The organism is Leisingera sp. McT4-56 (genome assembly GCF_020514995.1).
Lineage (GTDB): Bacteria > Pseudomonadota > Alphaproteobacteria > Rhodobacterales > Rhodobacteraceae > Leisingera > Leisingera aquaemixtae_A.
Window position 1 is genome coordinate 196,388 of record NZ_JAJALF010000003.1, and the last position, 26,489, is coordinate 222,876.

Consider the following 26,489-nt stretch of genomic DNA (forward strand, 5'->3'; position numbering starts at 1 on the left):
TTCACTGCGCCCCTTGCGAAAGGCCTGACAAGTGCCCCAAATAACAGAACAATCCACCTGACCTGCCAGCTGTCCAGCATTCCGGGAGACCGCCTTGCCCCAAAGCCTGCGAACCGCCGTCATCACCGCGCATGGCCAGCCCTCCGCCCCCGGCCCGGCAGAGGCGGAACTGGCCGCCACGGCGGCAGCCGTTGCCGCGCATCTTCCCGGCTGGGACGTCCGCTCCGCCACTCTGGCGGCGCCCGGCCGGCTGGAGGAGGTGATGGAAGACGATGCCGTGGTCTATCCGTTTTTCATGTCGCGCGGCTATTTCACCAGCAAGGCCCTGCCTGCCCGCCTGCAGGGCAAGACCTGCCGGATGGCCGCGCCGTTCGGCCTTGACGCCGACCTGCCGGACCTGGCGGCCCGCGCTGTGCGCCAGGCGTCCGGCGCCAAGGGCTGGCCCCTGCAGGAGACCCATCTGCTGCTGGCCGCCCACGGCTCTGCCCGCGGCCCGCGGGCCGCAGAAGCGGCAGAGGCTTTTGCCGCCAGCCTCAGCCCCCTGCTGCCGGGCTGCAGCCTGACGCTGGGCTATGTCGAGCAAGACCCCCGGATTGCCGCTGCCGCCAGCCCCCTGCCCGCGCAGTCCCTTTGCCTGCCCTTCTTTGCCCAGGCCGGCGACCATGTGAAACAGGACCTTCCCGAGGCGCTGGAGGCGGCTGGCGTTGGCGGCACCGTGCTGCCTGTGGCCGGCGCCCTGCCGGGCGTCCCGGCGCTGATCGCCAAAGCCATCCAAGCCGCAAGCCTTGACGGGCGCGCCGCCGGCTGAGAATCTGACCCGGCGGATGGAAAAGCAAATTTTGGCACTGGCGGAGGCAATTGGCCTCTTGCACCGGCGCCGGGCATGTGATTAATCACGGCTTACACCACGGATGGCGAGTTGGCGGAGTGGTGACGCAGCGGATTGCAAATCCGTGTACACCGGTTCGATTCCGGTACTCGCCTCCACCTTCTCCTGCAGGTAAACTGTGTCGTTTCAGGCCCTTACTGCTGCCTCACCGGCGCCAGCGGCAGGCCCCGCCGCTCAACACCGGCTGCCTGGCGGCCGTGCAGCCGCCAGCGTGTTCCTGTTTCCGTCAGCCGGAGAGATTACCCTTTCAGCTTGAAGCGCTGGATCTTGCCGGTCTCGGTTTTCGGCAGTGCCCCGGTGAACACTACCGAGCGCGGGTACTTGTAGGGCGCGATGGTTGCCTTAACATGATCCTGCAGCAGCTTGACCAGCGCCTCCGACGGCGCCTGCCCTTCAGCCAGCACCACATGCGCCTGCACGATCTCGCCGCGCGCCTCATCCGGAACTCCGATCACCGCGCATTCCGCAACCGCCTCATGCGCCAGCAGCGCCGCCTCCACCTCGGGGCCTGCAATGTTGTAGCCGGAGGAGACGATCATGTCGTCGTTACGGGCCGCAAAATGAAGGTACCCGTCCGCGTCCCGAATGAAACTGTCGCCGGTGATGTTCCAGCCGTCCTGCACGTATTCCCCTTGCCGCTCATCGGCCAGATAACGGCAGCCGGTCGGACCTTTGACTGCCAGCCGCCCGGCCGCGCCGCGGGGCGCTTCGTTGCCATCACCGTCCAGCACCTTCACCTGGTAGCCGGTGACCGGCTTGCCGGTGCAGGCGGGCCGGTGATCGCTGAACCGGTTGGTGATGAAAATATGCAAGAGCTCCGTCGCGCCGATCCCGTCCAGCATCGGCTTGCCGGTCTTGTCCATCCACTCCTGATAGACCGGCGCGGGCAGGGTCTCCCCCGCCGAGACCGCCGCCCGGAGCGAGGACAGATCCGCCCCCTCCTCCATCGCCCGCAGCATCACCCGGTAGGCGGTGGGTGCCGTGAAGCAGACGGTGGCCTTGTATTTCTCAATAATCTCGATGAGGTTCGGCGGCGAGGCGTTTTCCAAGAGCGTCGCCGCGGCGCCAAAGCGCAGCGGGAAGATCGCCAGCCCGCCCAGGCCGAAGGTAAAGGCCAGCGGCGGTGAGCCGACAAACACGTCCTCCGGCTGCACATCCAGCACTTCGCGCGCATAGCCGTCGGCGATGATCAGCAAATCGCGGTGGAAGTGCATCGTCGCCTTGGGCGATCCGGTGGTGCCGGAGGTGAACCCCAGCAAGGCCACATCGTCGCGGCCCGTTTTCACGGCTTCGTAGGCAACAGGTTTCTCCAGCGCCAGCCGGTCCAGTTCCGCATCATGGTTGGAGGTGCCGTCGAAGCCGACAACCGTTTTCAGGAACTTCGATTCCTTGGCGCAGGCGACCAGTTCATCCTTCAGCCTTGTGTCGCACAACGCATGGGAGATCTCCGCCTTGTCGACGATCTTGGCCAGCTCGCCCTTGCGCAACAGCGGCATGGTGTTGACCACCACCGCGCCCGCTTTGGTCGCCGCCAGCCAGCAGGCCACCATCGCCGGATTGTTGGCAGAGCGGATCAGCACCCGGTTGCCGGGCTTCACCCCCAGGTCCTCGCTCAGCACATGCGCCAGCCGGTTGGTCCAGTCCGCCAGCTCCTTGTAAGTGCGGTAGCGGCCGTTGCCGATCAGCGCGGTATGGTCGCCGAACCCCTTCTCCACCATCGCATCGGTCAGTTCGACCGCCGCGTTCAGGTACTCCGGGTACTGAAACCCTTCCAGCAGGAACTCCGGCCATTGGTCCGCCGGCGGCAGGTTGTCCCGGGCGAACGTGTCCGTATGCGCGGTTGGTCCCAGCATCTCAATTCCCTCCCTGAAAGGCGCCGAGCGCCTGGCGCGCGATCACCACCCGCTGCACGTCCGAGGCGCCCTCGTAGATGCGCAAGGCCCGGATATCGCGGTAAAGCTCCTCCACCTTCTGGCCCCGGCGCACGCCGTCGCCGCCATGCAGCTGCACAGCCTTGTCAATGACGGCTTGCGCCTGGTCGGTGGAAAACAGCTTGGCCATCGCAGCCTCGCGGGTGACGCGCGCAGCCCCTGAATCCTTGGCCCAGGCGGCGCGGTAGACCAGCAGAGCCGATGCATCCACATCCAGCGCCATATCGGCGATATGGCCCTGCACCATCTGCAGATCGAACAGCGGCGCCCCTTGCACCTGCCGCGCAGTCACCCGCGCCAGCGACTCGTCCAGCGCCCGGCGGGCAAAGCCCAGGGCGGCGGCAGCCACGGTGGAGCGGAACACATCCAGCACCGACATCGCAATCTTGAAGCCCGCGCCCGGCTGCCCCAGCAGCGCCGATTTCGGGATCCGGCAATCTGTGAACCGCAGGGTCGCCAGCGGATGCGGCGCGATGGTTTCCAGCCGTTCCACGACCTCGAACCCCGGCAGGCCTGCGGGCACGACAAAGGCGCTCAGCCCCTTGGCGCCCGGTGCCTCGCCAGTGCGGGCAAACAGCGTGTAGACATCAGCAATGCCGCCGTTGGATATCCAGGTCTTTTCACCGTTCAGCACATAGGTGCCGCCGTCCAGTGTCGCGGTCATGGTGGAGTTCGCCACATCCGACCCTGATTGCGGCTCGGTCAGGGCAAAGGCTGAAACCGCCTTGCCCGCGCGGGTGAGCGGCAGCCACTCCGCCTGCTGCTCCGCGGTGCCGAACAGCGAGATCGCCCCGGTGCCCAGCCCCTGCATGGCAAAAGCAAAATCCGCCAGCCCGTCATGGCGCGCCAGCGTCTCGCGGATCAGGCACAGGCTGCGCACATCCAGCTGCTCGCCCGCCATCGCGCCGGAATGCTGCGTCCAGCCGCCCTCGCCCAGTGCTGTGACCAGCGCCCGGCAGGCGGCATCAGTGTCGGAATGATCAATACCCGCCAGCTGCGCCGCGGCCCAGGCCTCCAGTTCTTCGGCCAGCTTCCGGTGCCGGTCCTCGAAAAACGGCCAATTCAGAAACGTCCTGTCCGCCATGACGCGGCCCTCCCAGTTTCATATTTCCCAAAATACTCCCGTCCCGCTGCCCGGCAGGCGGCTTTGCCGCCGAGAGGGGGGCTCCCGCGCCCTCCTCCGGCGCGGGCTCCAGCGGTGTCACACCTCAGTCGCCTTCGAACAGCGGCTTTTCCTTGTTCACAAAGGCATGGTAAGCGCGTTCGAAATCCGCCGTCTGCATGCAGATCGCCTGCGCCTGCGCCTCGGCCTCGATCGCCTGCTCGATCGACATCGACCATTCCTGCGCCAGCATGGTCTTGGTCATCATGTGGCCGAAGTTCGGACCCGCCGCGATCCGCGCGGCCCAGTTATGCGCCTCCGCTTCCAGCTCGTCCGCCGCAACCAGCTTATTGTGAAAGCCCCAGGCGTGGCCCTCTTCGGCGCTCATCGACCGGCCCGTGTACAAAAGCTCCGCCGCCCGGCCCTGGCCGATGATCCGCGGCAGGATCGCGCAGGCGCCCATGTCGCAGCCCGCCAGCCCGACCCGGGTGAACAGAAACGCGGTCTTGGCCTCCGGCGTGGCAATGCGGATGTCGGAGGCCATGGCGATGATCGCGCCTGCGCCGACGCAAATGCCGTCAATCGCCGCAATCACCGGCTTGCCGCAATTCACCATCGCCTTGACCAGATCGCCGGTCATCCGGGTGAAGACCAGCAGCTCCTTCATGCTCATCTTCGTCAGCGGCCCGATGATGTCATGCACATCGCCGCCGGAGCAGAAATTGCCGCCGTTGGAGGCAAAGACCACCGCCTTGACCCTGTCGTCGTAGTGCAGGTCGCGGAACCAGTCGCGCAACTCCGCATAGCTGTCGAAAGTCAGCGGATTCTTCCGCTCCGGCCGGTCCAAGGAAACGGTCGCAATGCCATCCTCGATCCGGCACAGGAAATGGGTCGCACCTCTCCTCACCATTATACCTTGCCTCCCTCTTCCAGCCGCCGCGCCACCGCTTCCAGGCTCTCGGCAATTCCTTGCGCCTCATCCGCTGTCAGCCCGTCAAAGGCCGCATTGATCCAGCCCTCATGCGCCTCCGCCTGGCGGGAAAACTCGGATTTGCCCGCCTGCGTCAGCCGCACCAGATTGGCGCGGCGGTCGCCCTCGACCTTCTCGCGCTGCACATGGCCGTCCTCGACCAGCCGCTCGACGATGCCGGTTACATTGCCGTTGGAGACTTTCAGAACCCCCGACAACTCGCTCATCTTCAAGCCTTTTTCATGCTGCATCAGCGCCGCCATCACGTCAAACCTCGGCAGCGTGGTTGCAAACTCCCGCCGCAGGTTCTCGCGCACTTCGCTCTCCACCGCCTTGGTGGCCTTCAGCACCTTCAGCCACAGCCGCAGCCGGTCTTTTGATGTCGTGCTCAAATTTCCCCTCCCGAGATGGGCAATGTGCTGCCGTTGACGGAGCCTGCCCCTTCGCCTGCCAGCCACAGCGCAGCGTCCGCCACTTCACCCGGCTGGATGAAGCGGTCCTGCGGGTTGCCGCGGCGCAACGACTTTGCCGCCTGCTCCGCCGTCATGCCGGTCTTGGCCACGATGTTGTCCAGTGATCTTTGCAGGAGCGGCGTTTCGATGAAACCCGGGCAGATCGCATTCACCGTCACCCCGGTTTTCGCCAGCTCCACCGCCAGCGCCCGTGTCAGCCCCACAACACCATGTTTGGCCGCGCAGTAGCCCGACACATAGGGGTAGCCCTTCAGCCCCGCAGTCGAGGCAATGGCGATCAGCCGCCCCCAGCCCTGCTCCTTCATCCCCGGCAGACACGCCTGCCACAGGTTGAAAACACCGGTCAGGTTGACAGACAGCGCCGCCTCGAAATCGCCCGTGGTCATCCGCTCAAAGGGTTTGGAGGGCGCTGCGCCGGCATTGGCCAGCGCGATGCCCACGGGCCCGTTCGCCTCTACCGCTTCATCCAGCGCCCGGTCCAGTGCGTCCCGGTCCGTCACGTCGCACGCTGCCGCAAAGGCGCCGATGCCGCCGGCGACCTCTTGCAGGGGTTCCAGGCGGCGGCCCAGGATGGTGACCTTGGCGCCCGCCGCGGCAAACCGTGCCGCCAGCTCGGCCCCAACGCCGGAGCCGCCGCCGGAAATCACCGCATGCCTGCCCGCAACGCTCATGCCCGGATCACCTCCGCCTCGCGGTCCGCCAGGCGCCAGGCCTGATTGCGGCCCGCATGATAGGGCAGCGGCCAGTCGCCGTGCCGGTCGCCGATCCGCGCGGCCTCATGCAGCGTCCAATAGGGATCGGCCAGATGGGGCCGGGCCACGCAAACCAGATCGGCCCGCCCCGCCATCAGGATCGAATTGGCATGATCGGCTTCATAGATGTTGCCCACCGCCATGGTGGCAATCCCGGCCTCGTTGCGGATGCGGTCGGAAAACGGCGTCTGGAACATGCGCCCGTAAACCGGCTGCGCGTCCGTCGAGGTCTGCCCGGCGGAGACATCAATGATATCCGCACCGGCAGCGGTAAAGGCCTTGGCGATCTCCACCGCTTCCTCCGGCGTGACGCCTGCGTCGCCGACCCAGTCATTGGCAGAGATCCGCACCGACATCGGTTTGCCTTCCGGCCAGACCGCGCGCATCGCCTGGAACACCTCCAGCGGATAGCGCAGGCGGTTCTCCAAGGAACCGCCGTACTCGTCGGTGCGGATGTTCGATTTCGGCGAGATGAAGGACGAAATCAGATAGCCGTGCGCCGCATGAAGTTCGATCATGTCAAACCCGGCGCGCTCTGCCATCTGCGCGGCGGCCACGAATTCCGCCTTGATTGTGTCCATTTCCGCCCGCGTGATCTCGCGCGGGGCCGGGTTGTTATCCGACCACGGGATGGGTGATGCCGAAACCGTCTCCCAATTCCCCTCCGGCAGCGGCGCGTCCATCTCCTCCCAGCCCAGCTGGGTTGAGCCCTTGCGCCCCGAATGGCCGATCTGGCAGCAGATCTTGGCGCTGGTCTCCGCGTGCACGAAATCCGTCAGCCGCTTCCACACGGCCTCATGCTCCGGCGCATACAGCCCCGGACAGCCCAGCGAGATCCGGCCCTCGGCTGATACACAGGTCATCTCGGTATAGACCAGCCCCGCCCCGCCCTTGGCGCGTTCGCCGTAATGGATCAGGTGCCAGTCGGTCGGGCAGCCTTCCACCGCCTTGTATTGCGCCATGGGGGAGACCACGATGCGGTTCTTCAACTCCATCCCGCGCAACTTGTACGGGGCAAACATCGGCGGCCGCACCGGCGCATCAGCGGGCGCACCGGCCTTGTCCTGAAACCACTTCTCGGCGCTTTGCAGCCACTCCGCATCACGCAGGCGCAGATTTTCGTGGCTGATCCGCTGCGAGCGGGTCAGCAGCGAGTAATTGAACTGCACCGGATCCATATCCAGGTAGCGCTCGACCTCCTCGAACCACTCCAGCGAGTTGCGCGCCGCCGATTGCAGCCGCAGCACATCCAGCCGCCGTTCCTCCTGGTAGCGCTCAAACGCACGCTCCAGCGTCGGCTCGGTGCTGACCAGCTCCGCCAGCGCGATCGCGCTATCAAAGGCCAGCCGCGACCCCGACCCGATCGAGAAATGCGCGGTGGCAGAGGCATCGCCCAGCAGCACGACGTTCTCGTGATGCCATTTCTCGCACAGCACCCGCGGGAAATTGATCCACACTGCCGCCCCGCGCAAATGCGCCGCGTTCGACATCAGCGCGTGGCCATCCAGATGATCGGCGAAGATATCCTCGCAAGTACGGATGATCTCCTCCTTGCTCATCCCTTCAAAGCCCCAGGCCTCCCAGGTTTCAGCCGAGCATTCGACGATCACCGTCGCGGTGTCGGCGTCGAACTGGTAGGCGTGGATCCACATCCAGCCGTGCTTGGTTTTCTCGAAGATGAAGGTGAAGGCGTCGTCGAACTTCTGATGCGTTCCCAGCCAGATGAACTTGCAGGGCCGCACGTCGATTTCCGGTTTAAAATGTTCCGTGAACTCGTTGCGAACACTGGAATTCAGCCCGTCGCAGCCCACTACCAGGTCATAGTCTTTCTGATACTCAGAGGCAGGCTTGGCAACGGTTTCAAACTGCAGGTCCACCCCCAGCTCCCGCGCCCGGTCCTGCAGCAACAGCAGCATCTGCTTGCGCCCGATCCCGGCAAAACCGTGCCCGCCCGACACCGTGCGGGTGCCATTGTGCACCACGGCGATGTCATCCCAATAGGCAAAGCTCTTGCGGATTGCCTCTGCGCTCTTGGGATCGTTGGCGCTCAGGTTTTCCAGCGCGTCATCCGACAGCACCACACCCCAGCCAAAGGTGTCGTCAGGCTTGTTGCGCTCGACCACCGTGACCTCGGCCTCCGGCTGCCGCAGCTTCATCGAGATGGCAAAGTAAAGGCCGGCAGGCCCTCCTCCCAGACAGACGACTTTCATGATCATCCCTTCCCGCTCAGCGCACGTCTCTGGGGATCAGGATAAGCAGAGCCGGAAAAACTTCAAGCCTAAAGTTTTAAGCTTGAAGTAATTGGTCGCAGAAAACTCTCTGCGCCCCGTGAGGCGCAGGCCCTTTCACGCAATCCCCTTTGCGGGCCGGTGCGGGTCACAAACCCCGCAGGTACTCCATGACGGCCGGGCGCACGGCCTGGTCGCCCCGGTGGCGGGCGTCGGAGATGATCTTGCGCAGCTCGCCCAGATCCACCCGCAGCAGCAGCGACTTGACCGGGCCGATGGAGGCCGGGCGCATCGACAGCGTGCGGATGCCCATCGCCGCCAGGCAGACGGCCTCGACCGGGCGGCCCGCATCTTCGCCGCAGAAGCTCAGGGGCGTGCCGGAGATCGCGCAGCGCTCCACGATCCGCTCGATGAAGCTCAGGAAGCTGACGTTCAGCGTGTCATAACGCCGCCGCACCCGCTCGTTCTCGCGGTCGGCCGCAAAGAAGAACTGCTTGAGGTCATTGCCGCCGATCGAGATGAACGCCACCTCGTCAAAGAACTTCTGCGGCGCATAAGCCAGCGAGGGCGTCTCCAGCATCGCGCCGATTTTCAGGTCGGCCGGCAGCACATGGCCCAGGATGCGCTCGCGTTCTATGGTCTTTTCGACTTCCGCCCGCGCGGCGCGGTATTCCTCGAACTGGGCGACAAAGGGGAACATGATCGTCAGCGGCCGCCCCTCGGCAGAGCGCAGCAGCGCCTGCAGCTGCATCCGCATCACGCCCGGCTTGTCCAGCCCCACCCGGATCGCCCGCCAGCCCAGCGCCGGATTCGGCTCATCGGTGGGCTTCATGTAGGGCAGCACCTTGTCTGAGCCGATGTCCAGCGTGCGGAACACCACCGGCTTGCCGTGGGCGGCATCCAGCACCCGCTTGTAAAGGGCCACCAGCTCCGACCGTTTCGGCATCTGGTTGCGGACCAAAAACTGCAGCTCTGTGCGGAACAGCCCCACTCCCTCGGCGCCGGAGCCGTCCAGCGACGGCAGATCCGCCATCAGGCCCGCATTCATCACCATGTTGATGCGCTGCCCGTCGGTGGTGACAGCGGGCTTGTCGCGGATCGAGGCATAGCGCTCCTGCGCCTTGGTGTGCATCGCGATCTTGTCGCGGAAGGCGCCGACAACGGTGTCGTCCGGGCGCAGGTGAACCACCCCCTGGTCGCCATCCACCATGATGTGGTCGCCGTTCAGCGCCTCGGTGGTGACCCGTTTAGCATTGACCACCAGCGGGATCGCCAGCGCCCGCGCCACAATGGCGGCGTGAGAGCCGACAGAGCCCTCTTCCAGAACGATTCCACGCAAGGAGCGGCCGTATTCCAGCAGGTCGCCGGGGCCGATGTTGCGGGCGATCAGGATCGGGTTTTCCGGCAGCTCCGCCCCGGTATCAGCCCCCTGCCCGGTCAGGATCCGCAGCAGCCGGTTCGACAGGTCGTCCAGATCGCTCAGCCGTTCACGCAAATAGGCATCCTGCACCTGGCTCATGCGGGCACGGGCCTGGGACTGCTCCTTCTCCACCGCCGCCTCGGCGCTCAGGCCGCGGGCGATGTCCTCTTCCATCCGCCGCATCCAGCCCTTGGAGTTGGCAAACATCCGGTAGGCCTCAAGAACCTGCAATTGCTCCTTGTCGCCGTTGCGGGATACTTCCAGCATCTTGTCGACGCCGACCCGCAGCTCCTCCACCGCATCATTCAGCCGCTCCAGCTCGCGCTGGGGGTCATCGGCAATCGGATTGGTCACGATCACCCGCGGTTCATGCAGCCAGACATGGCCTTCCGCCGCGCCCTCCTGGGCCGAGGTGCCGTGAATCAGGACCGCCTGCTGGTGCAGGGGCGACAGCGCCGCGCCCTCGCCGACAAAGGCGCCCAGCTCGGTCATCTCGGCGATCACCATCGCCACCACTTCCAGCGCATAGACCGCGTCGGCGGAAAACTCGCGCGCATCCTTGGACTGCACCACCAGCACGCCCAGCATCTCGCCCAGCCGCTGCACCGGCACCCCGAGGAAGGAGGAAAACCGCTCCTCCCCGGTTTCCGGCATGTAGCGGAAGCCCTTGGCGTGCGGCGCGTCCGGGGTGTTGATCACCTTGCCGAACTTGGCCACCCGGCCGACCAGGCCCTCGCCGATGCGCATCCGGGTCTGGTGCACTGATTCGGTGTTCAGGCCCTGCGTCGCGCACAGCTCCAGGGTCTCGTCATCGCGGAACAGATAGACCGAGCACACCTCGGTCCCCATGCTGTCGGCGATCAGATGGGTGATCTTGTCGAGCCGCGCCTGGCCGGCAACATCACCCGCCATCGCCTCGCGCAAGCGAACCAGAAGCTTCCTGCTTTCGGATTCCGTCGTATCGGCCATTCTCACCCTCTCCCGAGGTTTCTTCCCTCTGCACCGCCGCCCCGAATGATCCCTGGGAACGGACACCGCCCAGAGTAGTGCGCCAGTGCTCTCTCCTCCACCCACTTGTCCCACCCCGGCGGGAAAAGTCCAAGAGTTTTTGCGCTGTTGCCTGCATTCGCAGCGGCACGCCAAAAGGCTGGGCAGAATACCGCTTGCGGCGGGGCATACATGACAAGGGCGCCCGAACGGCGCCCTTGCGAATTACATAAAATTGTTTCGAAATCGGCGCTTAGCCGGCTTTTTCAAGCTCGAAAGCATCATGCAGCGCCTGCACGGCCAGTTCCATGTACTTGCGGTCGATCAGCACCGAGATCTTGATTTCGGAGGTGGTGATCACCTTGATGTTGATGCCCTCATCAGACAGCACCTTGAACATCTTGGCCGCCACACCGGACTGCGAACGCATGCCGATGCCGACCACCGAGACCTTGGCCACGTCCTTGTCGGCCAGCAGCTCGGCATAGTTCAGCTCGCCCTTCTCCTTGATCGCCAGCAGCGCTTTTTCGGCGCGCGCCACCTGGTCGGTCGGGCAGGAGAAGGTCATGTCGGTGCGGCCGTCTTCGGAGACGTCCTGCACGATCATGTCGACATTCACGCCCGCATCGCTGAGCGTGGTGAAGATCGTCGCCGCGATGCCGGGACGGTCGGCCACCGACTGCACGGTCAGCTTGGCCTCGTCGCGGGAGTAGGCAACGCCGTTTACAACATTGGATTCCATGATTTCCTCCTCGTCGCAGACCAGGGTTCCGGCCTCGTCGGACTGTTCCTCAAAGCTCGACAGAACGCGCAGCTTCACATTGTAGCGCATCGCCAGTTCAACCGAGCGGGTTTGCAGCACCTTGGCCCCCAGCGAGGCCAGCTCCAGCATTTCTTCAAACGCAATCTTTTCCAGCTTGCGCGCCTTGCCGCAGATCCGCGGGTCGGTGGTATAGACGCCGTCCACATCGGTGTAGATATCGCAGCGCTCTGCCTCAAACGCCGCGGCAAAGGCCACCGCGGTGGTGTCAGAGCCGCCCCGGCCCAGGGTGGTGATGCGGCCTTCGGGGCTGATGCCCTGGAAACCGGCGACAACCGCCACCTTCATGCCCTCGTCGAACTTGGCGCGGATGTTCTCCGGCGGGATCTCCTCGATCCGGGCCTGGCTGTGCGCCGAGTTGGTCTTGAGCGGCACCTGCCAGCCCTGCCAGCTGCGCGCCGGGACATCCATCTCCTGCAGCGTCAGCGCCATCAGGCCCGCGGTCACGTTCTCGCCCGAGGACACGACGGCATCATATTCGCGCGCGTCATAAAGCGGCGAGGTCTCATCGACCCAGCCCACCAGCTCGTTGGTCTTGCCGGACATGGCAGAGACGATGACGATCACGTCATAGCCCTTGGCCACCTCAACGCCGACGCGTTTGGCGGCGCGGCGGATGCGGTCCAGATTGGCGACAGAGGTGCCGCCGAATTTCATCACAAGTACGGGCATAAGGAACTTGTCTCCCTGCGCTTGCGGGTTTCGGTCCCGTGCCTCATATGCGAGCGGCCCCCCAAGGGCAAGAGCGCGCAGGCCCGGCGGGCAACGAAGCTGCGGTCCCGGTGGAATTTTCAGCGCGGCAAAGCGCCACAAGGCTCCGCCTGCGCAACTTCTGCCAACAGCAGGCCCGCCGCATCAGCACCGGCAACAGGCCCGCCGCGTCAAGAGCGCCAGAACCGCACTGTCAGAATGGCGTAGACCGCCATCAGCTCCAGCCGCCCGATCAGCATCGCCGCGCTCAGGATCCACTTCGCCGGATCGTTGAGGGTCGAGAAATTGCCCGCAGGCCCGATGGTCGGCCCCAGGCCTGGGCCGATATTGGCCACCGCCGTGGCGGCCCCGGACACCGCGGTCACGAAATCCAGCCCGGTCAGCGCCAGCATCCAGGCGACAATGCCCAGCGTCACCACGAAAAACATGAAGAAGGAGATCACCGAGCTCAGCACATCGGCATCCACCGGGCGGCCCTCATAGCGCGTCAGGAACACGCCATGCGGCGAGCGGATGCGCTGGATCTGCACCTTGATCGAGGCAAACAGCAGCTGATAGCGGAAAATCTTCACCGAACAGGCAGTGGAGCCCGCGCAGCCGCCGATCAGCCCGGCAAAGAAGAAGATCATCACCAGGAAGCTGCCCCATTGCATGTAATCCGCGCTGGCATAGCCGGTGCCGGACATGATCGAGGTGATGTTGAACAGGGCCGAACGCAGCGCCTCTTCGCCGCCATGCGGGCGCGTGTAATAGAGAATCCCCGCCGCCAGCGCGACCAGCAGCCCCAGCGTCATCATGAAGCCGCGGATCTGGCTGTCCCGCAGCATGGGCGTGCCGTGGCCGTTGATCAGCTGCACGTAGCGGACGAACGGCAGCGCCGCCAGGATCATGAAGATGGACGCGGCGTATTCCACCGGCCCGGCAAAGGCGCCGAAGGAGGCATCGTAATTGGCAAATCCGCCGGTTGCGATGGTGGTCATCGAATGCACCAGCGCATCGAACGGCGCCATGCCCATCACCATGTAGACCAGCATGCAGGCGGCGGTCAGCGACACGTAGATCAAGGAGATCTGCTTGGCGATCGCCTGCGCCCGCGGCAGGATTTTCCCAAAGGTGTCAAAGCTTTCGGATTTGAAGATCTGCATCCCGCCGACCCGCAGCTCGGGCAGGAACACCATCGCCACCACAATGATGCCGATGCCGCCCAGCCACTGCAGGATGCCGCGCCACAGCAGCAGCCCGCGCGGCAGGCTGTCGAGCCCGGAAATCACGGTGGAGCCGGTGGTGGTCAGCCCCGACATCGCCTCGAAAAAGGCATCGACAAACCGCAGCTCGGTTGCCCCCAGCATCAGCGGCACCGCACCGAACAGCGGCAGCGCCAGCCAGACCGTCGTGGTCAGAAGGAAGGTCTGGCGGATGCTCAGCCCCTCCTTCACCCCATTGGCGCAGCTCAAGGACATCAACCCGCCCACCAGGATGGTGAAGATGGCGCTTTCCAGGAACACATGCCATTCGCCCCGGCCGTCATACAGATCGACCAGAAGCGGGAACACCATCATGGCTCCCAGAATGACGACCAGCAGGCCGATGACATACCCAACCGGGCGGAGATCCAACATGCGGCGCAGCGTTGGCCCCCCGCGCGGTGAGTGTCAAGTGCGCGGCGTTATTCGCCGCTGCCGCTGGTGCCTGCAGCGTTGCGCCGCGGCATCTGCGGCGGCGAGGACGGCTGCCGCGGGCGCTTGGACGATGCGGCCTGCGCCTCCTGCTCCCTGCGCGCGGCGGCGGCATCGGGGGCCGGGGCCTTGGCCGCGTCCTGCTTGGCCGCGGGCGCCGGTGCGGAGCCTCCGGACGCCTGCGCATAGGCGCTGCGGCGGGCGGAGGCACCGCTGAACTCTGCAGGCTTGGCCTCCGCCTTCTCCCCGGCTGTTGTTCCGTTCGGCGCTGCCGGCTTGGCAGCGGACGCAGGCTGAGCCGCTTTTGCGGGCTCCTTGGCGGCCTCCGGCTTCACGGGTTCTGCCTTGGCGGCGGCCGGCTTCACGGTTTCCGGTTTGGCTGCCGCGGGCTTCGCGGCTTCCGCCTTGGCTGCCGCCGGCTTCGCGGCTTCCGGCTTGGCTGCCGCCGGCTTCACGGCTTCCGGCTTGGCTGCCGCCGGCTTCGCGGCTTCCGGCTTGGCGGCCGCTGGCTTCACGGCTTCCGGCTTGGCTGCCGCCGGCTTCACGGCTTCCGCCTTGGCTGCCGCCGGCTTCACGGCTTCCGCCTTGGCTGCCGCCGGCTTCGCGGCTTCCGGCTTGGCGGCCGCCGGCTTCACGGCTTCCGCCTTGGCTGCCGCGGGCTTCGCAGCTTCCGCCTTTGCTGCCGCCGGCTTCACGGCTTCCGGCTTGGCTTTCACAGCCTCAGCAGCCGGCTGCGCCGGGCGTTTCTGCGCAGGCGCCTTGCGGGCCCCGGCCTTCCGGGCAGCGGTTTTGCGGCCAGCCGGTTTGCGGGCGGCGGGCTTGCGCGGCGCCAGGGTCTTGTTTGCGGCCTTGGCAGCGGCTGGCGCCTCTGCCGGGGTTTCGGCGGCGGTGTCCGCGTCCGGCGCCGCCTCCGGCGCGGCAGCGGCATCCCCCGCCATTGCCGGAACACCGGCCTGCCACAGGCGCCGCTGCGCTTCCATCATCGAATGCGCCAGCCGCATCTGTTCCAGCGGCGCCTGCATCGCAGCCTCTGCCGCCTGCCGCCACAGCTTCATCTGCAGCCCGGCCGCATAGCCCGCCCATTCATGCGTTCTGACCGTCAGGCCGGGAATCTTGTGAAAGCTCGTCATTTGTTACTCCTAAAGTCCTGCACTGCACTTGCCCCGGGACTGCGCTGCGGCATCCGGGCAAAGAAAAAAGGGAGCGGGCGCCGGGTGAGTCCCAGGCCTGATGCAGCGGAAAACGGGCCGTCAATTGCAGACACCTGCGCGCAAGCTCCCCTCGCCCCCGGCAGGACGGCCGGGGGGATTCGTTATGACGCTAGCATGACTTTCTGCGGAGCGGCGTAAAAAATGCGGCAATGCAGAAATTGCCGCGGGGCCGGGCTGTTGACCCGGCGGAAACCCGCCTGAAATTCAGGCAGGCCCGCGCCTCTTACCCCTGATGGATCAGGGTCGAAAACAGTTTCGGATCCAGGCTCATCGCCTTGAACAGCGGCCCCTGGGTCAGCACGCTGACTGCATCGTGGCTGTGCAGGCTTTCCTGGTGGCTGGCCACCACCCGGAAATCGCCGATCCTTGCATCGCCCTGCAGCGCCTCGCAGAACAGCCGCGCCGCATCCTCGACAAAGATCGGGTTGGCGGCATTGAGCTCGGCAAAGGCCTGTTCGTCCTCGCGCTTGACCATCACCTGGGTCTCGGTCGGCACCGCCTTGCGGCACAGCTCAATCAGGTCCTCGAACCACAGGCACTCGCTGCCGGGCACCGACTGCACCGAAATCCGCGCCACCGAGCGCTGCGAATGCGGCGTCGCCAGCTGGCCGCGCGCCTGCCGGGCGTGCTCCGACAACTCCAGCGAGCACGGGCAGGTCGAAGAATAGACATAGTCCAGGTGCATGATCTTCTCGCGCACCCCGTCATGGTCCACCAGTTCCAGCGCAAAGTCGTAATACTGGTAGCCGCTGAGGCCCGAGCGCAGGCTTTCAACCCTTGCAGGGAAGGAGAACCGCATCTGGATGCGCGCATCCGGGCTGTCCAGGTCGCTCAGGTAGTCATCCAGCGCATTGGCCATCACTTCAAAGCTGAAGGTGCGCTCCGCGTGCTTGTAGAAGGTGCGCATGATCCGGGACATGTTGATGCCCTTCTTGCCCGCGTCCAGGGACACGGTGCCGGTGACGCTGGTTTCCAGCGTCAGGTCGCCGTCGTCGCGGGTGTGGAAGCGGATCGGCAGCCGGAAGTTGGAGATCCCCACATGCTGGATCTGCTCCTGCGCGCCGCGGATCAGGCTGGTCGGCCCGTTCTGCAGGTCAGGCAGGGTGGCGCGGTAGGCCTCGTCCGACTTGAAATCCTCAGGATACTGCCGCGACAGCTCCGGGTAATTGCCGACCTCGCGGCCGGGCAGCAGCCGCGCCACCGCCGGGTCCAGCTCGGCAATCTCGGTCTCGGTCACGGTGCCGGCCCAGGCCCGCAGCACATCCAGCGCGGCGGCAGCTGCCTCGCGGTCCGGCGCCTCTGCAGCGTCGCGGTTGTGAATGTTCATCGGCGTTTCCCCCAGTGATACAGCCCATATAGGAGCCGGAAGGCCACCCTCATATACTGTTACGCGGCAATTTTCAAAACGGATCCGCCATTTGCGGCAGAACCGGCGCCTTAACGGACCCCAAGCACCTCTGCAAGCGTCCGCAGGCGCCGCGAGCGCGCCTTGTAGTGGGGGGTGACCAGCACATAGGGGCGCTGCATCTCCAGCGCCGGGCCGTCCAGCCGGTGCAGCCTGCCCGCCCGGATTTCGCCGCCCACCACCTGCTCCGGCAGCAGCGCGATGCCCAGCCCCGCCTGCACCAGCGACACCACCGAGGGCACCGACTGCCCGATTGCCGCCGCCAGGCCGGGGCGCGCCATCCCATGCTGCGCAAAATACTGCCGCCAGCCCGGCACAGAGGCGATGGTCTCGCCCCAGGCAACCTCCACCAGCGGCGCGCTGCCCAGCTTCGCCTGCGGATCCGCGCCGACAGGCACCAGCCGGTCGCTGAACAGCTCCCGGGTGCGGTGCTCGGGATGCTCGCCGCCATAGGTCAGCCGCGCATCAATGCCCTCCGCCACCAGGTCGATCCTGTCATCCTCGATCCTGAGCCGCACCGTCACATCGGGCCGCAGCGCCGCAAAACCCTTCAGCCGCTCCGGCAGCCACAGCTGCGCCAGCGCCGGCGTGGCAGAGATCACCAGCGGGCGCCGGGCGCCGCCTTCGGTCAGCGCCTCGGTGTAGCTGGCGATCTCCGCCAGCGATACCGCCGCCTTCTGGTAATAGTCCCGCCCGGCATCGGTCAGCCGCACCCGGTTGGCCCGGCGAGTGAACAACTTAAGCCCCAGCCAGTCCTCCAGGTTTTTCACCTGCATCGACACCGCCGCGGAACTGACCCCCAGTTCCGCCCCGGCAGCCGAAAAGCTCCCGGTCCGGGCAGAGCATTCGAAGGCGCGCAGGGCATTGAGCGGCGGCAGTTTCATACCCGCACAGTGCAAGTTTTTCTTATGCTCGCCAAGATATTTTATAGTGGTCAGATCCCCGCCCGGCGCGCAGGATTTCTGCAAAGAACCAAGGGAAAGACAAATGCGCGATATTCTCGATCTCGACCGTTACCCGCTCGACCATCCCGGCACCCCGGAATGGCAGGCGCTGGTGGACCGCTGCCGCGCCGAACTGGCCGCCGACGGCATGTTCAGCCTGGAAGGTCTGATGAAGCCGGAGGTGGCCCAGGGCGCCGCCGATGCGCTGAAGGGCAAGTTCGAAACCGAAAGCTTCCACCACAAGCGCGCCCACAACATCTATTTCAAGGACAGTGTCGAGGGGCTGGTGCCGGACCACCCGGCGCTGCAAAAGGTCGAGACCTCGAACTTCACCCTCTGCGCCGACCAGTTCCCGGATTCGCCTGTTCTGCGGCTCTATGACTGGCCGCCCTTTGCCGAGTTCCTCGCCGCCTCCATGGACAAGCCCGCGCTCTACACAATGGACGACCCGCTGGCGCGGCTGAACATCATGTCCTACGGCGCCGAGCAGGCGCTGAACTGGCATTTCGACCGTTCTGAATTCACCACCACCATGCTGCTGCAAGCGCCCGAGGCAGGCGGCGAGTTCATCTACAGCCCCGAACTGCGCAGCGATGATGACCCGAATTACGAAGGTGTCGAGCGGCTGCTGCGGGGTGAAGACCCGAACATGCGCTCGATCACCCTGGCCCCCGGCACGCTCAATATCTTCCGCGGCAAGAATTCGCCGCACCGGGTCGGCACCGTCAAAGGGGACAAGACGCGGGTGATCGCCGTTTTCACCTTCTACGAACGCCCCGGAGTCCGCTTTACCGATGCGGAGAACATCGGCTTCTACGGCCGTGCCTCCTGACCCGGCATCTGTCCAAAAAAGAGAGGGGGCTGTCGCCCCCTCTTGAGCCTGCGGCTCAATTCACCCCAGAGGATATTTTCAGCCAGATGAATAGAGGATCTTCCGGCTGAGGCGGCGTTACGCCTGCGAGGCTTCCAGAGCCGCTTTGAGGTCGTCGATCAGGTCGTCTGCATCCTCCAGCCCCACCGAGAAACGCACCAGGCCGGGGGTGATGCCCAGCTCCGCCTTCAGCTCGTCGGTCAGCCGCTGGTGGGTGGTGGTCGCCGGATGGGTGGCGATGGATTTCGCGTCGCCGAGGTTGTTGGAGATCACCGGGATGGTCATCGCGTTCAGGAACTTGAACGCGGCCTCCTTGCCGCCCTTCAGGTCCAGCGACAGCACGGTGCCGCCCTTGCCGCCCAGCTGGGTCTGCACCAGCGCGTTCTGCGCGTGGTCTTTCAGCCCCGGATAGATGGTGCGCTCCAGCGCCGGGTGGCCGTTCAGCGCTTCCGCGACTTTCAGCGCGGTCTCGGCCTGGGCATTGACCCGCAGCGACAGGGTTTCCAGACCCTTCAGCATCACCCAGGCATTGAACGGGCTCAGCGAGCCGCCGGTGTGCTTCATGTAGGGTTCCAGCGTGCCGCGGATGTAGTCCTTGGTGCCCAGCACCACCCCGCCCAGCGCCCGGCCCTGGCCGTCGATATGCTTGGTCGCGGAATAGATCACCACATCGGCGCCCTGTTCGATCGCTTTGGAGAACACCGGGGTCGAGAACACGTTGTCCACCACCACCGTGGCGCCAACCGAATGGGCGATCCCGGCTACCGCGGCAATGTCGATCACCTCCAGCGTCGGGTTCGACATGCTCTCAAAGAACACCGCCTTGGTGTCCGGGCGCACGGCTGCCTTCCAGGCCTCTAGGTCGGTGCCGTCGATGAACGTGACCTCAACCCCGAAGCGGCCCAGAACATCCGCCAGGATATAGTTGCAGGAGCCGAACAGCGCCTTGGCGGACACGATGTGGTCGCCGGCCTTCACCAGCGAGGTCAGCGCGCCGTTCACAGCCGCCATGCCGGAGGCGGTGGCAAAGGCGTCCTCGGCCCCTTCCAGCGCCGCAATGCGCTTTTCGAACATGTCGACGGTCGGGTTGCCGTAGCGGGCATAGATGAACTCGTCCGGGCCGGTTTCGATGAACCGCGCTTCGGCCTGCTCGGCGCTGTCGTAGACGAACCCTTGCGTCAGGAAGATCGCTTCGCTCACCTCGTTGTACTGGCTGCGGCGGGTGCCGCCATGCACCAGCTTGGTGCGGCTATTCCAGTTGTCGCTCATCTCTTCTGTCTCCTCGCGCCCATAGCGCACAAAAAACCCCCATTCGGCCAAGCGAAAGGGGGTCCTTCACGTCCTGACCTCTTTAGCGGGATTGTTTAACGTGGCCCGCAATCCGGTAACAAATCGCCACGATATGATGCAGGGGCTTTACGCATCTTGCGGGATTCGGTCAAGCGGCAGCATTTCCAGCGGTCACAGGGATGTGAGCGCCGCCGCCCCTTGCCCGCCCCCTGCGCCCCGTGCTCCTGTGGCCGGGCACATTGACGGAGGCACGCGATGCAGGACCCCATTCGGCTGTTCTACTGGCCCACGCCGAATGGCTGGAAAATCTCCATCGCGCTGGAGGAGATGGGCCTGCCCTACGAGGTCACGCTGATCGACATCGGCAAAGGCGATCAGTTCGCGCCGGAGTTCCTGAAGATCTCCCCCAACAACCGGATGCCCGCGATCATCGACCCGGACGGCCCCGGCGGCGCGCCGGTCTCGCTGTTCGAAAGCGGCGCCATCCTGCAATACCTCGCCCGCAAGACCGGGCAGTTTTACGGCACGGATGAGCGCACGCGGCTCATCGTGGATCAATGGCTGATGTGGCAGATGGGCGGCGTCGGTCCGATGGCGGGCCAGGCGCATCATTTCCTGAAATACGCCCCCGAGGACCTGCCCTATGCCAAGGACCGCTACCGGGGTGAGGTCGCCCGCCTCTACGGGGTGCTGGACCGGCAGCTGGCGGAGAATGAGTATGTGGCGGGAGCAGACTATACAATTGCCGACATGGCGGTGTGGCCCTGGGCCTCGCTCTGGGAGGGCCAGCAGCAGACACTCGAGGACAAGCCGCATCTTGACCGCTGGCTTGATCTGATGTGGTCCCGCCCCGGCGTGGTGGCAGGCCGGGCGCTGCATGCGGACCTGCGCGCCGACCGGTCCGACACCAAGGCGCAGCAAGTATTATTCGGCAAATAGTCACACAAAAACAAGGTTACGCCTGGCCGATAGGCCGGGCTGCGCCTGCCTGCCCGTCAAACCGAAGGTTTGCCCTCCGCAAAACGGACAGGCGCATTCGCGCCCGCCCAGGCAGCCATAGCCCTAACTGCGAAATCTCTAATGTTGCTGCTTGCCCCCTACTCGGCGGGACCGGCCTCTTCCTCGTCGCCGTATTTCTGGAACAGCTGCCCCTGGAACATGAAGAAGGCAAACATCGCCACCGGCAGCCCGAAAGTCTTGAAATAGACCCAGGTCTCGGTGCTTTGCGTGCGCCAAATCAGCTCATTTGCCACCGCAAGGCCAAAGAAGAACGCGCACAGCCGCCGGGTCAGGATCATCCAGCCCTCCTGCTTCAGCGGCATCAGCTCCTCCATCACCACCTTCAGCCAGCTCTGGCCGCGCATGAGGCCGATGCCCAGCAACCCGCCGAACAGCAGATACAGCATCGTCGGCTTCATCTTGATGAAACGGTCGTCGTTGAACCACACCGACATGCCGCCGAACAGCACCACCAGGATGAGCGTGGCAAACTGCATCCGCGACAGATGGCCGGTCAGCTTCCACAACGCCAGTGTCGACGCCACCATCAGCGGGATGAACGCCGCGGTGATGACGATGAAGCCCTTGTATTCGCTGCCGCCGATCAGAAACACCTCATCCTTCAGCTTCAGATAGCCGATGAAGAACAGGACAATCGGGCCCAGTTCCAGCACCATCTTCAGGGTCGGGTTGATCTTACTCGCGGCCATGGGGCCTCCTGTCAGTTCTGCACGCGGGCTTTAGCCGCCCATTTCCACTATCACGGCGCCCAAGGCGATCAAAGCCATCAGCGCAATCCGCCGCGGACCCACGGTTTCCTTCAGCACCAGCCAGCCGATGAGGGCGGCAAACACCGTGGAAGTCTCGCGCAGCACCGCCGCCTCCCCCACCTTGTCCAGCCGCGTCGCCAGCATGATGGCGCCAAAGGACGCAAAGGCGACCAGCCCGCCAAAGAAGCCCTTGACCATCAGCGGCCCCGGTTCGGGCGGCGCGGGCATTGTCCGCCAGCGGGCAAAGGCAATCACCGGAAACACCAGCCCGTCGATCATGAAAAACCACGCGAGGAAGGTGAACGGATCCGCCGTCGCCCGGATGCCATAAGCGTCATATGTGGTGTAGGCCGCCACAAACAACCCGGTCACCACCGCCAGCCCCAGCGCAATCCCCAGCGTTTCCCGGTTCACCGTCAGGTAGCGGTAGTTATAGCCCGCCAGGCCGAAGATCCCCGCCAGCAGCACAGCCACCCCCAGCCACTGCACCGGGGTGAACACCTCGCCGAACAGAAAGAAAGAGCCGATCACCGTGAACAGCGGCCCGGTGCCGCGCACCACCGGGTAAACCACCGTGTAGCTGCCCTTGGTATAGGCCAGCGCCTGGAACAGCTTGTAGAAGACGTGGATCACCCAGGCGACGAAGAAGATCAGCCACATATGCGGCTCCGGCCAGGGCACCACGAACAGCGCAAACGGCGCCGCCATCACGCAGTAGGAAAAGTCGATCGCCCCGCGCGACAGCCAGGGATCATGCCGCCCTTTCTGCAGCGCGCCGAACACCGCGTGCAGGAAGGCCGCCCAGATGGCCAGAAACAGCGCCGCCTGATGCCCGGCCTCGGTGCCTTCCAGGGAGATCAGCCAATCGCTCAAATCAAATGCCTTTGCGCGGGATGGGAGCGCCGGGGGCCGCCTGCCCCGCGGCCATTGGGCTTGAACCAATGGCACCTACAATGGCTGCTCCCCGGGGATATTTCTAGCCAGATGAAGGACGGATCAGGACTTCTCCAGACCGGTCAGCGCTGCCGCGAATTCTTCCGGATCGAACGGCGCCAGATCGTCAATCTGCTCGCCCACACCGATGGCGTGGATCGGCAGGCCGAACTTGTCCGCCAGCGCCACCAGCACACCGCCCTTGGCGGTGCCGTCCAGCTTGGTCATCACCAGGCCCGACACGTCCGCCAGCTGCTGGAAAGTGCCGACCTGGCTCAGCGCGTTCTGGCCGGTGGTGGCGTCCAGCACCAAGAGGGTATTGTGCGGCGCGGTCTCGTCCTTCTTGCGGATGACGCGGACGATCTTGGCCAGCTCCTCCATCAGGTCGGCGCGGTTCTGCAGCCGTCCCGCGGTGTCGATCATCAGAAGGTCAGCGCCCTCTTCCTGGGCCTTGGTCATGGCGTCAAACGCCAGCGAGGCCGGGTCGGAACCCTCGGGCGCGGTCAGCACCGGCACCCCGGCCCGGTCGCCCCAGACCTGCAGCTGTTCGACGGCGGCGGCGCGGAAGGTGTCGCCCGCGGCAATCACTACCTTTTTCCCTGCGCCCTTGAACTGGCTGGCCAGCTTGCCGATGGTGGTGGTCTTGCCGGAGCCGTTCACGCCCACCACCAGCACCACCTGCGGGCGCTTTGCATAGATCGGCAAGGGCTTCGCCACCGGTTCCATGATGCGCGCGACTTCCTGCGCCAGCAGTTCCTTGATCTCGCGGCTGGAAACCTTCTTGCCCATCCGCCCCTCGGCCAGGTTGGCGGTCACCCGCAGCGCGGTGTCCACCCCCATGTCGGCAGCGATCAGCAGCTCTTCCAACTGCTCCAGCATGTCGTCATCCAGCGCCCGGCGCGGCTCAGCCGCAGCAGAGCGGCCCATCAGGCGGCCCAGGAGGCCCGGCGATTTCTTCTCAGGCTCCGGTGCAGGCTGCGGTGCCGGTGCGGGCTTGGGAGCGGCCACCGGCTGCGGCGCCGGCGCGGGCTCCGGTTCCGGTGCAGGCTCCGGCTCGGCAACGGGTTCCGGCTGCGGAACCGGCGCAGGCGCGGGCTGCTCCGGCGTCACCGCCGGGGACGCAGCCAGAGCCTCGACATGGGCCTCTACCTGGGCCTCCACGGCCTCCGCCGCGCTGCTGTCCGCGCCTTCCTCGACAATCGCATCGAGCCCCTGCTCGAGCTTGGAGGAGGATTTGAACAGCCGCTCCTTGAGCTTTGAGAAAAACGCCATCTTGGTCTCCGCAAAAGGGTCTGCACCCCACCTAATGCGGATTGGGCCGGAGTGCAAAGCGCTAGGCGCCGCAGAAATCAGGAAAATGCCGCCAGAAACCCGGCTTGTGCCCCCCAATAGAGCGGCCAGACCGCATATGGCGTGATCCGGCGCAGCGCGTGATCCTCCGGCAGCACAAAAGTTTCCGCCGCCAGCACCATGTCCGACAGCATGAAGGCGCAGGCTGCGGCAAAGACCCAGCTGCCAAACGGCAGTGTCAGCGCCGCCGCCCCCATGCCAAGAATGATCGGGATATAGGCCAGCACCGGCCCTTTCAGCGCCCCGGCGCGCGGCGCCAGGATCTTTGCCATCGCCAGCCCCAGCACCAGTAACAGCGCCGCAATGGCGGCCCCGGGCATCTGCAGCAGCAGCGCCGGGTCGCTCGCATCCCGGGTCAGGAACAGCACCGCATAGGCCAGATGCCCGGCAGCAAAGGCGCCGACGCCTGCCATGAACGCCCCCTCGCCGCCGTGCGACAGGAACAGATCGCCCAGCGCGCACAGGCCCAGCGCCAGGGCCAGCAGCCAGGGCGCGCCCATCAGCAGTGCTGCCAGCGCCAGCAAGGCCACAGATGCCGTTTTCAGCACGCTGCGCAGCAGGCCCGGCTGCTGCGCAGCCATCAGCAGATAGATCAGCGCACAAGCCCCGGCCCCAGCCCAAAGCATCAGTTCCGCCGTCATCACCTGCCTCCCCTGTTCTTTTCCCGCACTCTGTCCTCGCAGGCCGCGCGTGGTCAAAGGTGACCCAGCGGGAGGCTGGGCAGAAACACGCAACGCTTGGTCCCGGACCCGGTCCTGAGGCACAATGGCGTCATGCGCACATTGATGATTCTCCTGCTGGCAGCCCTGCCCGCCCCGCTGGCGGCAGGTGAGCCGCTGAGCGCTGGCGAGTTTGACCGCTACACCCAGGGCCGCACGCTGTTCTACGGCTTCGGCGGCGCCATGTACGGGGTCGAACGCTACCTGCCCAACCGCCGCGTGATCTGGTCCTTCCTCGATGGCAAATGCCAGGAAGGCAGCTGGTACGAGGAGGCAGGCCGGATCTGCTTCATCTACGATAACCGCGACGATCCGCAGTGCTGGACCTTTGAGCTGACGCCGCGCGGGCTGACGGCGCGGTTTGAGGACGACCCGGCCTCGACGGAGCTCTACGAGGCCGAGGATATCGGCGAGGAGATGCTGTGCTACGGCCCCGAGGTCGGCGCTTGAGGCCGCTGCAGATGCCCCGCTAGAACAGCGAGCCCTGGCCGCCGCCCTCTGCCGGAGGTTTCGGCGCTTCCTTCTTCGGCGCCTGTGCCGCCGCGCCTTCCAGATCCAGTGTGCCATCTGCAAATTCGATCTGCAGGGCGCCTGCCTTGGCGGCGGCGGCCCTGGTGGTCAGGATCTCATCTCCAGATCGCACCACCGCATAGCCGCGCTCCAGGGTCGCCTTGTAGCTGAGAATCTCCAGCTGCCGCCCGGTGGCCGTCAGCGCCTGGCGCTGGCGGTCGATGCGCGCGGTCTGCGCGGCATCCAGCCGCTGGGCCAGCCGCCCCAGCGCATCCTTCTGCGCCGTAACTTCCCGCTGGATCGGCCGCAGGCTGAGGCGCGAGGACAGGTTCTGCAGCCGGTCGCGCCGCCCCTCAACCAACTGGCGCAGGGTGGCCGGGCGCAAGGATGCCGCGGTCTCGCTCAGATGCACCCGCCGCCGCTGCACGCCGCTGATCAGCGCACCAGGCAGCCGGTCGGAAATCCGGTCCAGCCGCTGGCGCGGGGTTTCCAAGAGCGTATCGGGCTTGGGCAGCGCCCGGGCCAGATCGTTCAGCCGCTGGCGCCGCAATTGCACCGCCTGCCCGGCAGCACGGGTCAGCCGCGCGCCCTGGTTTTCACTCCACGCCATCAGTTCCAGCCGCACCGGGACCGCCAGCTCCGCCGCCGCGGTCGGGGTCGGCGCCCGGCGGTCGGAGACAAAGTCGATGAGCGTGGTATCCGTCTCATGCCCGACGGCAGAGATCAGCGGGATCTCCGAGGCGGCAGCCGCACGGGCCACGATCTCCTCGTTGAAGCCCCACAGATCCTCGATCGAGCCGCCGCCGCGGGCGACGATGATCAGATCGGGCCGCGGCAGCGCGCCGCCCGGCGTCAGGCGGTTGAAGCCTTCGATGGCGCGAGCCACCTCAGGCGCGCAGTTCTGCCCCTGCACGGCAACCGGCCAGACCAGCACCTTGCGCGGGAAACGGTCGCGCAGCCGGTGCAGGATGTCCCGGATCACCGCACCCGAGGGCGAGGTCACCACCCCGATGATCTGCGGCAGATAGGGCAACGGCTTCTTGCGCTCCGGCGCAAACAGGCCCTCCGCCTCCAGCTGCTTCTTGCGCTTTTCCAGCAGCGCCATCAGCGCGCCCTGGCCCGCAACCGCGACCTCGTCCACGTTCATGTTGTACTTGGACTGGGCGCCAAAGGCAGTCAGGCGGCCGGTCACCACCACCTCCAGCCCTTCCTCCGGCACCACCGACAATCCGCTAATCTGCCCCTTCCATGTCGTGCATGCCAGCACAGAGCGGTCATCCTTGATGTCGTAGTAGAGATGCCCGGAGCGCGCCTTGAACACGCGGCCCACCTCGCCGCGGACCCGGATCCTGCCGAATGTGCCCTCCAGCGTGCGTTTCACCTCACCGGAAATCTCCGAAACGGTGAATTCGGGGGCGTTCTGCCCGGGCCGGTCAGATGGGGCGGGGTCGTCAAACAGGTCGGACATCGGGGGCTGCTCTCCTGCGGCTTTAGGCCGGTCTTGTTTTGAAGTCGCGCGCAGCATAGA

At 65.6% G+C, this 26,489-nt stretch carries 23 protein-coding genes, 1 tRNA gene and 1 riboswitch; of the genes, 6 read left to right on the forward strand and 18 right to left on the reverse strand.

Annotated features, from left to right (window positions below; translation table 11 throughout):
* Nucleotides 1-94: 94 nt before the first annotated feature.
* Together LHL23_RS06220 and LHL23_RS06225 are read left to right on the forward strand one after the other, a co-directional pair.
* Nucleotides 95-808 carry a CbiX/SirB N-terminal domain-containing protein gene (locus LHL23_RS06220; protein ID WP_226429187.1) on the forward strand — a complete coding sequence of 238 codons (714 nt, stop codon included), beginning with the start codon at nucleotides 95-97 and terminating at the stop codon, nucleotides 806-808.
* Between the two features lie 105 nt (nucleotides 809-913).
* Nucleotides 914-987: transfer RNA gene (locus LHL23_RS06225), tRNA-Cys, on the forward strand.
* Between the two features lie 141 nt (nucleotides 988-1,128).
* Here LHL23_RS06225 and LHL23_RS06230 read toward each other — a convergent pair.
* From LHL23_RS06230 to LHL23_RS23630, 10 genes are all read right to left on the reverse strand, one after another.
* A complete protein-coding gene (locus LHL23_RS06230; RefSeq protein WP_226429188.1) occupies nucleotides 1,129-2,742 on the reverse strand; it encodes an AMP-binding protein in 1,614 nt (537 codons plus the stop codon).
* A gap of 1 nt (nucleotide 2,743) precedes the next feature.
* Nucleotides 2,744-3,904, reverse strand: coding sequence for an acyl-CoA dehydrogenase family protein (locus LHL23_RS06235; protein WP_226429189.1), 1,161 nt, complete (start codon nucleotides 3,902-3,904; stop codon nucleotides 2,744-2,746).
* 124 nt (nucleotides 3,905-4,028) lie between these two features.
* Nucleotides 4,029-4,832 (reverse strand): enoyl-CoA hydratase family protein, encoded by an 804-nt coding sequence (locus LHL23_RS06240; RefSeq protein ID WP_226429190.1) that lies wholly within the window; start codon nucleotides 4,830-4,832, stop codon nucleotides 4,029-4,031.
* Entirely contained in the window at nucleotides 4,832-5,284 is a 453-nt protein-coding gene (locus LHL23_RS06245; protein ID WP_226429191.1) for a MarR family winged helix-turn-helix transcriptional regulator, read from the reverse strand. Before LHL23_RS06245 ends, LHL23_RS06240 begins: the two co-directional genes overlap by 1 nt.
* Complete coding sequence (locus LHL23_RS06250) at nucleotides 5,281-6,036, reverse strand: SDR family NAD(P)-dependent oxidoreductase (RefSeq protein WP_226429192.1); 756 nt, start codon at nucleotides 6,034-6,036, stop codon at nucleotides 5,281-5,283. The genes LHL23_RS06245 and LHL23_RS06250 overlap by 4 nt, the downstream gene beginning before the upstream one ends.
* Nucleotides 6,033-8,327: a bifunctional salicylyl-CoA 5-hydroxylase/oxidoreductase gene (locus tag LHL23_RS06255; protein ID WP_226429193.1), complete on the reverse strand. Its 2,295-nt coding sequence runs from the start codon at nucleotides 8,325-8,327 to the stop codon at nucleotides 6,033-6,035. Before LHL23_RS06255 ends, LHL23_RS06250 begins: the two co-directional genes overlap by 4 nt.
* A gap of 166 nt (nucleotides 8,328-8,493) precedes the next feature.
* Complete coding sequence (gene ptsP, locus LHL23_RS06260) at nucleotides 8,494-10,734, reverse strand: phosphoenolpyruvate--protein phosphotransferase (protein WP_222478286.1); 2,241 nt, start codon at nucleotides 10,732-10,734, stop codon at nucleotides 8,494-8,496.
* 271 nt (nucleotides 10,735-11,005) lie between these two features.
* On the reverse strand, nucleotides 11,006-12,244 hold the full coding sequence (locus LHL23_RS06265) for an aspartate kinase (protein ID WP_222478284.1): 1,239 nt from the start codon (nucleotides 12,242-12,244) through the stop codon (nucleotides 11,006-11,008).
* A gap of 209 nt (nucleotides 12,245-12,453) precedes the next feature.
* Nucleotides 12,454-13,902: a TrkH family potassium uptake protein gene (locus LHL23_RS06270; protein WP_222478282.1), complete on the reverse strand. Its 1,449-nt coding sequence runs from the start codon at nucleotides 13,900-13,902 to the stop codon at nucleotides 12,454-12,456.
* Between the two features lie 47 nt (nucleotides 13,903-13,949).
* Entirely contained in the window at nucleotides 13,950-14,324 is a 375-nt protein-coding gene (locus LHL23_RS23630; RefSeq protein ID WP_443986804.1) for a hypothetical protein, read from the reverse strand.
* On the opposite strand from LHL23_RS23630, the gene LHL23_RS23635 reads away from it, so the two are divergent.
* On the forward strand, nucleotides 14,305-15,033 hold the full coding sequence (locus tag LHL23_RS23635; protein WP_443986805.1) for a hypothetical protein: 729 nt from the start codon (nucleotides 14,305-14,307) through the stop codon (nucleotides 15,031-15,033). The two genes, LHL23_RS23630 and LHL23_RS23635, sit on opposite strands and share 20 nt — an antisense overlap.
* 360 nt (nucleotides 15,034-15,393) lie before the next feature.
* Here the strand turns inward: LHL23_RS23635 and folE2 are convergent, their stop codons facing one another.
* Both folE2 and LHL23_RS06285 read right to left on the reverse strand, forming a co-directional pair.
* Nucleotides 15,394-16,497 carry a GTP cyclohydrolase FolE2 gene (folE2, locus tag LHL23_RS06280; RefSeq protein WP_222478277.1) on the reverse strand — a complete coding sequence of 368 codons (1,104 nt, stop codon included), beginning with the start codon at nucleotides 16,495-16,497 and terminating at the stop codon, nucleotides 15,394-15,396.
* Between the two features lie 110 nt (nucleotides 16,498-16,607).
* Nucleotides 16,608-17,459: a LysR substrate-binding domain-containing protein gene (locus LHL23_RS06285; RefSeq protein WP_226429195.1), complete on the reverse strand. Its 852-nt coding sequence runs from the start codon at nucleotides 17,457-17,459 to the stop codon at nucleotides 16,608-16,610.
* A 103-nt stretch (nucleotides 17,460-17,562) separates the two neighbouring features.
* Here LHL23_RS06285 and LHL23_RS06290 point away from each other — a divergent pair, with 103 nt between their 5' ends.
* Complete coding sequence (locus tag LHL23_RS06290) at nucleotides 17,563-18,351, forward strand: HalD/BesD family halogenase (RefSeq protein WP_226429196.1); 789 nt, start codon at nucleotides 17,563-17,565, stop codon at nucleotides 18,349-18,351.
* Between the two features lie 117 nt (nucleotides 18,352-18,468).
* On the opposite strand, the gene metZ is transcribed toward LHL23_RS06290, so the two are convergent.
* Nucleotides 18,469-19,659: an O-succinylhomoserine sulfhydrylase gene (metZ, locus tag LHL23_RS06295; protein WP_226429197.1), complete on the reverse strand. Its 1,191-nt coding sequence runs from the start codon at nucleotides 19,657-19,659 to the stop codon at nucleotides 18,469-18,471.
* A 61-nt stretch (nucleotides 19,660-19,720) separates the two neighbouring features.
* Nucleotides 19,721-19,799, reverse strand: a riboswitch (SAM riboswitch).
* 136 nt (nucleotides 19,800-19,935) lie between these two features.
* Here metZ and LHL23_RS06300 point away from each other — a divergent pair.
* Entirely contained in the window at nucleotides 19,936-20,619 is a 684-nt protein-coding gene (locus tag LHL23_RS06300; RefSeq protein ID WP_226429198.1) for a glutathione S-transferase N-terminal domain-containing protein, read from the forward strand.
* Between the two features lie 158 nt (nucleotides 20,620-20,777).
* Here the strand turns inward: LHL23_RS06300 and LHL23_RS06305 are convergent, their stop codons facing one another.
* The 4 genes from LHL23_RS06305 to LHL23_RS06320 all read right to left on the reverse strand — a co-directional run bounded on the left by LHL23_RS06305 (nucleotide 20,778) and on the right by LHL23_RS06320 (nucleotide 24,373).
* Nucleotides 20,778-21,389, reverse strand: a complete 612-nt coding sequence (locus LHL23_RS06305) for an inner membrane-spanning protein YciB (protein ID WP_226429199.1) — start codon at nucleotides 21,387-21,389, stop codon at nucleotides 20,778-20,780.
* A 30-nt stretch (nucleotides 21,390-21,419) separates the two neighbouring features.
* On the reverse strand, nucleotides 21,420-22,322 hold the full coding sequence (locus LHL23_RS06310; protein WP_226429200.1) for a DMT family transporter: 903 nt from the start codon (nucleotides 22,320-22,322) through the stop codon (nucleotides 21,420-21,422).
* A 123-nt stretch (nucleotides 22,323-22,445) separates the two neighbouring features.
* Nucleotides 22,446-23,654 carry a signal recognition particle-docking protein FtsY gene (gene ftsY, locus LHL23_RS06315; protein ID WP_226429201.1) on the reverse strand — a complete coding sequence of 403 codons (1,209 nt, stop codon included), beginning with the start codon at nucleotides 23,652-23,654 and terminating at the stop codon, nucleotides 22,446-22,448.
* A 77-nt stretch (nucleotides 23,655-23,731) separates the two neighbouring features.
* On the reverse strand, nucleotides 23,732-24,373 hold the full coding sequence (locus tag LHL23_RS06320) for a lysoplasmalogenase family protein (protein ID WP_226429202.1): 642 nt from the start codon (nucleotides 24,371-24,373) through the stop codon (nucleotides 23,732-23,734).
* A gap of 132 nt (nucleotides 24,374-24,505) precedes the next feature.
* Between LHL23_RS06320 and LHL23_RS06325 the strand changes: the two genes are divergently transcribed.
* Entirely contained in the window at nucleotides 24,506-24,901 is a 396-nt protein-coding gene (locus tag LHL23_RS06325) for a hypothetical protein (protein ID WP_222478259.1), read from the forward strand.
* A gap of 19 nt (nucleotides 24,902-24,920) precedes the next feature.
* On the opposite strand, the gene xseA is transcribed toward LHL23_RS06325, so the two are convergent.
* The gene (gene xseA, locus LHL23_RS06330; protein ID WP_226429203.1) at nucleotides 24,921-26,429 is read right to left on the reverse strand and encodes an exodeoxyribonuclease VII large subunit; all 1,509 of its coding nucleotides are present in this window, start codon (nucleotides 26,427-26,429) and stop codon (nucleotides 24,921-24,923) included.
* Between the last annotated feature and the right edge of the window lie 60 nt (nucleotides 26,430-26,489).

Coding starts and splice junctions, on each gene's coding strand:
- LHL23_RS06230 (WP_226429188.1), bottom strand. CDS start 2,742: ATGCTGGGACCAACCGCGCATACGGACACGTTCGCCCGGGACAACCTG.
- LHL23_RS06235 (WP_226429189.1), bottom strand. CDS start 3,904: ATGGCGGACAGGACGTTTCTGAATTGGCCGTTTTTCGAGGACCGGCAC.
- LHL23_RS06240 (WP_226429190.1), bottom strand. CDS start 4,832: ATGGTGAGGAGAGGTGCGACCCATTTCCTGTGCCGGATCGAGGATGGC.
- LHL23_RS06250 (WP_226429192.1), bottom strand. CDS start 6,036: ATGAGCGTTGCGGGCAGGCATGCGGTGATTTCCGGCGGCGGCTCCGGC.
- LHL23_RS06255 (WP_226429193.1), bottom strand. CDS start 8,327: ATGAAAGTCGTCTGTCTGGGAGGAGGGCCTGCCGGCCTTTACTTTGCC.
- ptsP (WP_222478286.1), bottom strand. CDS start 10,734: ATGGCCGATACGACGGAATCCGAAAGCAGGAAGCTTCTGGTTCGCTTG.
- LHL23_RS06265 (WP_222478284.1), bottom strand. CDS start 12,244: ATGCCCGTACTTGTGATGAAATTCGGCGGCACCTCTGTCGCCAATCTG.
- LHL23_RS06270 (WP_222478282.1), bottom strand. CDS start 13,902: ATGTTGGATCTCCGCCCGGTTGGGTATGTCATCGGCCTGCTGGTCGTC.
- folE2 (WP_222478277.1), bottom strand. CDS start 16,497: ATGAACATTCACAACCGCGACGCTGCAGAGGCGCCGGACCGCGAGGCA.
- LHL23_RS06285 (WP_226429195.1), bottom strand. CDS start 17,459: ATGAAACTGCCGCCGCTCAATGCCCTGCGCGCCTTCGAATGCTCTGCC.
- LHL23_RS06290 (WP_226429196.1), top strand. CDS start 17,563: ATGCGCGATATTCTCGATCTCGACCGTTACCCGCTCGACCATCCCGGC.
- metZ (WP_226429197.1), bottom strand. CDS start 19,659: ATGAGCGACAACTGGAATAGCCGCACCAAGCTGGTGCATGGCGGCACC.
- LHL23_RS06300 (WP_226429198.1), top strand. CDS start 19,936: ATGCAGGACCCCATTCGGCTGTTCTACTGGCCCACGCCGAATGGCTGG.
- LHL23_RS06305 (WP_226429199.1), bottom strand. CDS start 21,389: ATGGCCGCGAGTAAGATCAACCCGACCCTGAAGATGGTGCTGGAACTG.
- ftsY (WP_226429201.1), bottom strand. CDS start 23,654: ATGGCGTTTTTCTCAAAGCTCAAGGAGCGGCTGTTCAAATCCTCCTCC.
- LHL23_RS06320 (WP_226429202.1), bottom strand. CDS start 24,373: ATGACGGCGGAACTGATGCTTTGGGCTGGGGCCGGGGCTTGTGCGCTG.
- LHL23_RS06325 (WP_222478259.1), top strand. CDS start 24,506: ATGCGCACATTGATGATTCTCCTGCTGGCAGCCCTGCCCGCCCCGCTG.
- xseA (WP_226429203.1), bottom strand. CDS start 26,429: ATGTCCGACCTGTTTGACGACCCCGCCCCATCTGACCGGCCCGGGCAG.